8 protein-coding genes are annotated in these 9,076 nt (G+C 70.8%); 5 read left to right on the top strand and 3 right to left on the bottom strand.

What is annotated here, in order from left to right:
- Positions 1–221: 221 nt before the first annotated feature.
- From ABD979_RS01580 to ABD979_RS01570, 3 genes are all read right to left on the bottom strand, one after another.
- The gene (locus tag ABD979_RS01580; protein WP_345505672.1) at positions 222–596 is read right to left on the bottom strand and encodes a YciI family protein; all 375 of its coding nucleotides are present in this window, start codon (positions 594–596) and stop codon (positions 222–224) included.
- A 333-nt stretch (positions 597–929) separates the two neighbouring features.
- Positions 930–1,970 (bottom strand): ABC transporter ATP-binding protein, encoded by a 1,041-nt coding sequence (locus tag ABD979_RS01575; RefSeq protein ID WP_345505671.1) that lies wholly within the window; start codon positions 1,968–1,970, stop codon positions 930–932.
- A gap of 13 nt (positions 1,971–1,983) precedes the next feature.
- Positions 1,984–3,012 (bottom strand): ABC transporter ATP-binding protein, encoded by a 1,029-nt coding sequence (locus ABD979_RS01570; RefSeq protein WP_345505670.1) that lies wholly within the window; start codon positions 3,010–3,012, stop codon positions 1,984–1,986.
- A gap of 172 nt (positions 3,013–3,184) precedes the next feature.
- Here ABD979_RS01570 and ABD979_RS01565 point away from each other — a divergent pair, with 172 nt between their 5' ends.
- From ABD979_RS01565 to ABD979_RS01545, 5 genes are read left to right on the top strand one after another with little or no spacing between them, the layout of a single operon-like run.
- A complete protein-coding gene (locus ABD979_RS01565; protein ID WP_345505669.1) occupies positions 3,185–4,396 on the top strand; it encodes a dipeptidase in 1,212 nt (403 codons plus the stop codon).
- Positions 4,396–6,000 (top strand): ABC transporter substrate-binding protein, encoded by a 1,605-nt coding sequence (locus tag ABD979_RS01560; protein WP_345505668.1) that lies wholly within the window; start codon positions 4,396–4,398, stop codon positions 5,998–6,000. The genes ABD979_RS01565 and ABD979_RS01560 overlap by 1 nt, the downstream gene beginning before the upstream one ends.
- Positions 6,001–6,028: 28 nt before the next feature.
- Positions 6,029–6,994: an ABC transporter permease gene (locus tag ABD979_RS01555; RefSeq protein ID WP_345505667.1), complete on the top strand. Its 966-nt coding sequence runs from the start codon at positions 6,029–6,031 to the stop codon at positions 6,992–6,994.
- Positions 6,991–7,890: an ABC transporter permease gene (locus tag ABD979_RS01550; RefSeq protein ID WP_345505666.1), complete on the top strand. Its 900-nt coding sequence runs from the start codon at positions 6,991–6,993 to the stop codon at positions 7,888–7,890. Before ABD979_RS01555 ends, ABD979_RS01550 begins: the two co-directional genes overlap by 4 nt.
- 2 nt (positions 7,891–7,892) lie before the next feature.
- The gene (locus ABD979_RS01545) at positions 7,893–9,068 is read left to right on the top strand and encodes a M24 family metallopeptidase (RefSeq protein ID WP_345505665.1); all 1,176 of its coding nucleotides are present in this window, start codon (positions 7,893–7,895) and stop codon (positions 9,066–9,068) included.
- Positions 9,069–9,076 lie beyond the last annotated feature (8 nt).

Genomic DNA, 9,076 nt, shown 5'->3' with positions numbered 1-9,076 from the left:
ACCTCACCCGGAGGTTCTCCTCATCGTCAACGCCTACGTGTCACCAACGTCCAGGCCGAGTACAGCTAGGCCATGGCTGGGACGGGGCTGGTCCAGGGCCGGTGCAGGCCGGTCCGCCGCTGTCGTGGCCCGACCGCGCCACCGGCGTGGCGGCACCGCGGCGGCACCGGGGCGGGCGCGGTCGTGCCGCCCCGGCCCGGTGCCGGCGTGGTCACGCGGGCTCAGTCGCCCGGGGCCTCGGGCCCGTCGGAGATCTGGCGCAGCGTGGCGACGACGGTGGCCTCCGGCCAGTGCTGCGCGTGCAGCTCGGCGAACTTCTGCTGGTCGGCGACGGCGTCCTCGAGGGTGTCGTACTGGAGGATCGACCAGCCTCCGACGACCTCCTTGGACTCGGCATACGGCCCGTCGTGCCGGGTGACCTCGCCCCCGCTGACCACGAAGTTCACGGCGTCCTCGGTGCCGTAGAGGCCACCCCCGTCGAGGAAGACCCCGGCGGCGGCCCGCTCGCCGATGTGGGCGTCCATCGCGTCGAAGAGCGACTGGGGCGGCATACCGATCCCCTCCTGCATCCGAACGAAACCCATGAAACGCGGCATGTCGATCACTCCTACGTGTGTCGGTTGGTGCGTACACCCCTACGTCGAACGACGGTCGCGGCCTTCGACATCGACGTTCACATCCACTTTCACATCCACGTCCACGTCCACATCCATGATCACGTCGACAGCGACGTCGCACTCGACGCGGACACCTCGACCGGCGGGGCCCAGTCTGCCCGCGCAACCGCCTCGACCGGGGCCGGACGCCCTCGGGTGGTCTTCGACCACCTGGCCGTGGCGCCGACCGTCCTCGACGACCCGACCGTGGTCGCGGGCGTCGGGGTGACCCACCTGACCTACCCCGTGCTCAGGGAGTAGCGGGGCGGGCTCTCACTCGGCCACTGACGCCGCGAGCGGCACGGTCTGCTCCGTGTGGTGGCAGACGGCGACGTGGCCGGCTCCCACGTCCACCGGTGGTGGTGCGTCGACGCTGCAGACCGCGGTCGCGAACCGGCAGCGCGTGTGGAAGCTGCAGCCCGGCGGCGGGTCGAGCGGTGAGGGCGGGTCCCCCTGGAGCACGATGCGCTGGGCCCGGCGGGCCGACCGCTCGCGGTCGATGGTCGGCGACGCGGAGAGCAGGGCCTGGCTGTAGGGGTGCGTGGGCTGCGCGAAGAGGTCGGCGGTGGCCGCCGTCTCGACCGCGCTCCCGAGGTACATCACGGCGGTGTTGTCGCTGATGTGCCGGATGACGCCGAGGTCGTGGGCGATGAAGACGACCGCGATCCCGAGCCGCTGCTGGAGGTCGCGGAGCAGGTTGACCACCTGGGCCTGCACCGAGACGTCGAGCGCCGACACCGGCTCGTCGCACACGAGCACCTTCGGCTCGAGCGCGATGGCGCGGGCGATGCCGATGCGCTGGCGCTGGCCGCCGGAGAACTGGTGGGGGTAGCGGCTCATCATGTCGGGCGAGAGGTTGACGAGCTGGAGGAGCTCGGCCACGCGCTCGCGGACGGCCCCGGCGCCGCGGTGCCTGCGGTGGACCCGGAGCGGCTCGGCGACGAGGTCGAGCACGCTCATCCTCGGGTCGAGCGAGGTGTACGGGTCCTGGAAGACCATCTGGACGTCGCGGGTCAGCGCGCGGCGCTCCCTGCCCGACAGGCGGGTCACGTCGTGGCCGCCGATCTCGATCGTGCCGTTGTCGGGGCGCTCGAGCCCGACGAGCATGCGCGCGAGGGTCGTCTTGCCGCAACCGGACTCCCCGACGATGCCGAGCGACTCCCCGGCGTGCACGGCGAGGCTCACGTCGCGCACCGCCTTGACGTGACGCCGGCCGCGCCCCGCCGAGCCGATCGTGAAGGTCTTGCTGAGGCTCGTGGCGCGCAGCACGGGCTGCGCGGCGTGCACGGGCTGCGCGGCGTGCACGGGTTGCACGGGTTGCACGGGTTCAGGCGTGGGCATCGAGCACCTCCAGGGCACGGAAGCAGGCGGACTCGCGGGCGGGGGCCACGGCCTCGAGCGGCGGGCGCGTGTCGCGGCAGGCGTCGACCGCCCACGCGCACCGCGGGTGGAAGGGGCACCCCGACGGTTGCGCGCCCGGGTGCGGCGGACTGCCCGGGATGACCGGCAGCGCATGGCCGATCCGCCCCGCCTGCGGCACCGAGCCCAGCAGGGCCTGCGTGTACGGGTGCCCGGGACGGTCGAAGAGCGCGTCGGCGCTGGCCCGCTCGACGATCCGGCCGGCATACATGACCGCCACGCTGTCGGCGACCTGGCACACGACGCCGAGGTCGTGGGTGATGAGCACGACGCCCATGTCGAGCTCGGTGCGGAGCCGGTCGAGCAGCTCGAGGATCTGCGCCTGCACCGTGACGTCGAGCGCCGTCGTCGGCTCGTCGGCGATGAGCAGCTCGGGCTCGAGCGCGATCGCCATGGCGATGAGCAGCCGCTGGCGCATCCCGCCGGAGAACTGGTGGGGGTAGTCGTCGACGCGCGAGCTCGCCGCGGGGATGCCGACGAGCGAGAGCATCTCGGTGGCCCGCCGACGCGACTCCTTGCGCGAGGCGCCCTGGTGCTGGCGGTAGAGCTCCCCGATCTGCGCACCGATCGTCAGCACCGGGTTGAGCGCCGAGAGCGCGTCCTGGAAGACGAGGCTCACGGTGGCGCCCCGGAGCCGGCGCAGCTGCTCGGGGGTGCTCGTGAGCACGTCGGTGCCGGCGACGCGCAGCTCGTCGGCGCTGACGTCGGCCCCGCTGCCGGTCAGGCCCATGATGGCGCGCGCCGTCACGGACTTGCCCGACCCCGACTCGCCGAGCAGCGCGAGGAACTCGCCGCGGCGGACGTCGAGGCTGACATCGCGAACGGCGGGGACGGGGCCTCGGCGGGTGCGGAAGGTGACGTCGAGGCCACGCAGGCGCAGGGCGGCCGTGGGCGGCGCCTGCGTCGGCCGGGCGGACGGAGCGGGTGCAGCTGGCATCGATACCTCCAGAGCGGTTTCGACGAGTGTGCCGGAAAATTTCAACCCTGACTAGACCCTGCCGAATTTCGTCAGAACCATTGACTTTGGTGCCGCAAAGTGATGAGACTGCCAAGGGTCCAGCGAGACACCACCGGCACGTCACACCGTTCCAGCGCCTCAGGAGGCCCCCGTGCTCGAACCCGCCGAGCAGTACAAGCAGTACCGCTCCTACAGCTACCTGGAGGCCGGGGTCGACTACCCCGACATCCCCATGGCCAAGGAGGTCGGCCGCGTCCCGGCCTACGCCGGACTCGAGCTCGACACCGAGCAGCGGGCGCGCACCGAGCGCCTGCTGACCGAGAACGTCGTCATCTCGCTCCACGACCACCCGTCGGTCTTCCCCGAGGACCTCGCCGGCGACCTGCGGGAGTACATCCGCACGGGTCGCGAGCTGACCGGCTTCGAGGGCCTCGCCCGCTCCGGCATGACCGCCGTCTTCGACAACGTCATGGACGGCACGTGCTGCATCAGCAGCGAGGGCGGCTGGAAGTGGACCGACGTGCTGCACGACCTCGGGATGCGCATGTCCGACCTCGCGCACCAAGACTACCTCGTCAAGGGCGAGTCGCTCGCCGACATCCGCGCGGCGCACGCCGACGGGAAGATGGCGCTCGTCTTCGCCCTCGAGGCCGCGACGATGATCGAGAACGAGGTCGACCGCCTCGACATCCTCTACGGCTTCGGGGTGCGCCAGATCGGCATCGCCTACTCCGAGGCGAACTACCTCGGCAGCGGCCTCAAGGAGCGCGGCGACGGCGGCCTCACCTACTTCGGCGAGCGCGCCGTGACCCGCATGAACAAGCTCGGACTCGCGATCGACCTCTCGCACTCCGGCGACCAGACCTCGCTCGACGTGATCAAGCACTCGAAGCAGCCGGTCTTCATGACCCACTGCGGCTCCCGTGAGGTGTGGCCGACGAACAGGATGAAGCCCGACGCCGTCATCAAGGCGATGGCCGAGCGCGGCGGCGTCATCGGGCTCGAGGCCGCCCCGCACACGACGCTGTCGCCGGCCCACCCGAAGCACTCGCTCGAGTCGGTGATGGACCACTTCACGCACCTCGTCGACGTCGTCGGCATCGAGCACGTCGCCTTCGGCCCCGACACCCTCTTCGGCGACCACGTCGGCCTGCACGACACCTTCAGCAAGAACCTGTCGATCGGCCAGGCCCACGGGCACGTGGAGTACGAGAAGCAGCCCTACGTCGACGGGCTGGAGAACCCGGCCGAGTGCTTCTACAACATCATCGGATGGCTCGTCTCGCACGGCTACTCCGACGACGAGATCGCCGCCGTCGTCAGCGGCAACATCATCCGCGTCCTCGAGGAGGTCTGGTTCTGATGCGAGTCCCATGGGTGGGTCGCGGCCTCGCCGCGCTGGCCGTCGGCGTGACCTCGGTGGCCCTGGCCGCCTGCGCGCCGAGCGCGCCGTCCGAGAGCGGGTCGGGGGCGTCCGGCGGCTCGGGCGCGGCCGACGTCCTCAACATCGCGACGACGACCGACGTCGTCAACCTCAACCCGATGCTCGGCAACTCGCGGACCGACAGCTGGGTCACCGACCTGATGTACCCGCGGCTGCTCACCATCGACGCCGACGGCTCCAAGCAGCCGTACCTCGCGACGAAGTGGGGCTACAGCGCCGACGGCAAGACGGGCTTCTACGAGCTGCGCGACGACTTCACCTGGAGCGACGGCACGAAGCTCACGGCCAAGGACGTCGCCTACTCCATCAACACCATCAAGACCCAGCAGCCCAAGGGCAACGTCGTCGCCGGCTTCATGGGCAACCTCGTCAAGGCGACCGCCGTCTCGGACACCCGCGTCGAGGTCCAGATGGCGCGGCCCGACAGCATCGTGGTGCCCGAGGTGGGCTTCTGGATGACGGTCGTGCCCGAGCACGTCTTCGGCAAGCAGGCCAAGATGGACGACTTCGCCAACAGCTCCGACTGGGTGAGCGCCGGGCCCTACCGGCTCTCGAGCATCGCCAAGGGCCAGAGCTACACGCTCGAACGCGTCGCGTCCTACCCGATGGCCCCCGGCGGCAAGCCCACGCTCTCGAAGGTCGTCTTCAAGGTCTACCCCGACGTCAACACCGAGATCCTCGCGCTGCAGAAGGGCGACGTCGACGTCATCGCCAACGCCCTGCCGCCGGCCCAGGTCAAGGGCCTCTCGTCGACGCCGGGCTTGCAGGTGGCCGACGTGCCGGGCCTCGGCTTCACCCACATGACCTACAACATGAAGCGCCAGCCGATGAACGACGTACGGGTCCGCCAGGCCCTCGCGCACGCCGTCGACTACGAGGCCATCCGGGCCGTCGCCGTGCAGGGTCAGGCGGTCACCGCCAACAGCAGCCCGATCACCGACTCCCTCAAGGAGTGGGCCGACCCGTCGCTCAAGGAGTACGCCTACGACCCCGAGAAGTCGAAGGCACTGCTCGCCGAGGCAGGCGTGAGCAACCTCAAGCTCTCGATGATCTACTCGCTGCAGGACCCCGTCGTGGCCACCTGGGCGACGATGGTCAAGGACAGCGCCGCCAAGGCCGGCATCACCATCGACCTGCGCGGCCTCGACCGCAACACCTACCTCGCCAAGACGGTCGAGGGCGACTACGACATCTATGCCGGGTCGTTCGCGATCATGGACGAGCCGATCTCCAACATGGCGCTGCAGTACCTGCCCGAGGGCGCGATCAACTACTCGCAGGTCGACGACCCGAAGCTGACCGCGCTCATCGAGCAGGCGCAGGGGACCGTCGACGTCGCGGAGCAGAAGTCCTTGGTGCAGCAGGCCGCCCGCTACGTGCACGAGAACATGATCGACAACATCATGTACGTGCAGAACCTCAAGGTCGCGCACAGCGACACGTGGACCGGCTTCGAGACCAAGCCGAGCGAGCTGCTCTCGATCATCGACCCGCAGTCGCTCGCGAAGGTCACCCGCAAGTAGGTCCGCAGCCGCGGCCGGAGAGGATGACATGCCACCCATGGTCTGGTTCGTGACCCGTCGGGTCTTCCACGGCGTCGTCACGGTGCTGTTCGCCGTCACCATCACGTTCCTGCTGCTCCGCCTGCTGCCCGGTGACCCGGCATCGGCGATCGCGAGCACGAACATGGACGCGCGGATGCGCGAGGAGCTGCTGACGAAGTACGGGCTCACCGACCCGCTGCCCGTCCAGTACCTCAAGTACCTCGGTGAGCTGCTGCGCGGCAACCTCGGCACCTCGTTCAGCCAGTCGGAGCCGGTCGGCGACGTGCTGCTGGCGCGGCTGCCGTGGACGCTGCTCCTCACGGGCTCGGCGCTCGTGCTCACGGTGGCGGTCGGGGTGCCCCTCGGGGTCCTGGCCGCCACCCACGCCGGCCGCTTCGTCGACCGCGCGGTCCAGGTGCTCGGCGTGACCGGGCAGTCGCTCTTCGTGCCGAGCGTCGGCATCTTCCTGCTCTTCGTCTTCGGGCTGAAGCTGCAGTGGCTGCCCATCGGCGGGGCGTACGACGAGAACGCCTACGGTGCAGCCTGGTACGTCAGCGTGCTCCAGCACCTCGCGCTGCCGTGCCTCAGCCTCGTGCTCGTCTCGCTCGGCTCCTACGTCCTGACGCTCCGGTCGACCCTGATCGAGGCGCTCGGGGAGGACTACTGCGAGCTGGCGCGGGCCAAGGGCACCCCGGAGCGGCTCGTCGTGTGGAAGCACGGCCTGCGCAACGCCCTGCTCCCCACGACGACGCTGCTCGGGCTGCAGCTCGGCTTCATGGTCGGCGGCGCCGTGCTCACCGAGACGATCTTCGCCTACCCCGGCGTGGGACGGGCCATCTACGAGTCGGTGATCCGGCTCGACTTCCCCGTCCTGCAGGGCGCCTTCGTGCTGCTGGCCGCGACCGTCGTCGTGGCCAACCTCCTGACCGACCTGGCCTACGGGCTCCTCGACCCGAGAGTGCGCACCTCATGACCACCGTCATCGTCCCGGGCGTCGACGCCGAGCACGGCAGCGAGCCGGTCGGCGACGACGAGCGCGCCGCCGCCGCGACCTGGCGCGCCTTCCGCCGCAACCCGATGGGCCTCGGCGCCGCCGTCCTGCTCGTCCTGCTCGTCCTCGTCGCGGTGGCGGCGCCGCTCCTCGCGGCCTACCCCGAGGGCTTCAGCAGCGACGTGCTCGCCCCGCCGTCGAGCGCGCACTGGTTCGGCACGGACAACCTCGGCCGGGACCTCTTCGCCGAGGTCGTCTGGGGCACCCGGGTCTCGCTCACGGTGGGGTTCGCCGCGTCGTTCCTCGCCATCGCGATCGGCGTCGCCGTCGGGGTCCTCGGCGCCTACGTCCCGCGCGTCGACACGGTGCTGCGCATGGTCGTCGACCTCTCGCTCTCCCTCCCGGTGCTGCCGCTGATGATCCTCGTCGCGGCGCTGGCCGGGCCGTCGCTCGGCACGATCATCCTCGTCATCTCCTTCTTCTCCTGGCCGGAGGTCGCGAGAGTCGTTCGCTCGCAAGCACTCTCGGTCGTCAACCTGCCGTACATGGATGCCGCGAAGGTGCTCGGAGGTCGGCACGGCTGGATCGTGCGACGCCACCTGCTGCCCGCAGTCGCTCCGGTCATCACGGTGACCGTCGTGCTGACCGCGTCGCGGGCGGTGCTCTCCGAGGCGGGACTGTCGTTCCTCGGCCTCGGGGACCCGGCCAGCTGGTCGTGGGGCCGCATCCTCTACGAGTCGCAGCAGTCGGGCTCGATGACCTCGGCGTGGTGGACGACGTTCTTCCCGTCGCTCGCGATCCTGCTCCTCGTCGTCGCAGCGACCCTCATCGCCATCGCCTACAACGACGCCCGCAACCTGCGCGGCAGGGAGGCCTGAGGATGCCCTTCCAGCAACGACTCGGCCACGACGTGCTGCGCCGGATCCAGGACCGCGTGCGGCGTTCGCTCGCCCGCAGCGAGCTCGACGCGCTGCTCACCGACGACCCGGACGACGTCGCCTACCTGACGGGCTTCTTCCACCACCCCTGCGAGCGCCCCGTCATCGCCTACCTCCCCGTCGACGGCGAGGTGCGCCTGCTCGTCCCACGCCTCGAGCGGGAGCACGCCGAGTGGCAGCGCGTGGCGGCCTCGGTCGTCGACTACCCGGAGTTCCCCGGCACCGTCGAGCCGATCAGCCGGCTCGCCGGCGCCGTGCCCGCGGCGGCGAGGCTGGGCGTGCCCGCGTCGATGTCCATCGGCCGGCTCGCGCTCGTCGAAGGGTGCTTCCCCCGCGCGCACGTGACGCCGTCGTATGCCGTCACGCGGGCCCGGTGGGTCAAGGAGCCCGAGGAGGTCGCCCTCCACCGCGAGGCGGGGAGGATCACCGACGTCATGCTGCACCGCGGCATCGACCTCGTGACCGACGCGCTCCGGTCCGGCGGCGCTCTGCCGAGCGAGGCGGAGCTGGCCGCCTACGTCGGGTCCGTCGGTGCCGGCATCATGGACGCCGAGCACGAGGACGTCGTCGTGGCCGGCTTCCGCGCCGGAGGGCTCGTCTACTCGGGGCCGAACAGCGCCCGACCGCACGGCCTCCCCTCGACCCACCGCCTGCAGCCCGGCGAGACGTTCATGCTCTCCCTGGGCTGCGCCGTCGGCGGCCGCTACATCGAGGGCGAGCGGACGTTCCTGCTCGGTGAGCCGTCGGCCGACCAGCGGCGCTACTACGAGGCCGTCCGCTCCGCCCAGGCCGCCGGCGCGCAGGCGCTGCGCCCCGGCGTCACGTGCGCGGAGGCGAACCGGACCTGCCTGCAGGTGATCCGGGACGCCGGGCTCGGCCCCTACCTGCAGCACCGCATGGGTCACGGGATCGGGGTGGGCATGCACGAGTCCCCGTGGCTCGAGGACGGTGACGAGACGGTGCTCGAGGAGGGCTTCGTCGTCTCCGACGAGCCGGGCATCTACGTCACCGGCCATGCCGGCTACCGCGTGTCGGACTCCATGCTCGTCACCGCCGACGGCGCTCAGGCCCTCACCACCTACCCCCGCTCGCTTGACGACATCGTCGTGACCGCCTGAGGCTGTCA

The sequence above is a fragment of the Terrabacter aeriphilus genome (assembly GCF_039542985.1).
Taxonomy (GTDB): Bacteria; Actinomycetota; Actinomycetes; order Actinomycetales; family Dermatophilaceae; genus Terrabacter; species Terrabacter aeriphilus.
This window is presented reverse-complemented; position numbering and strand designations above follow the sequence as displayed.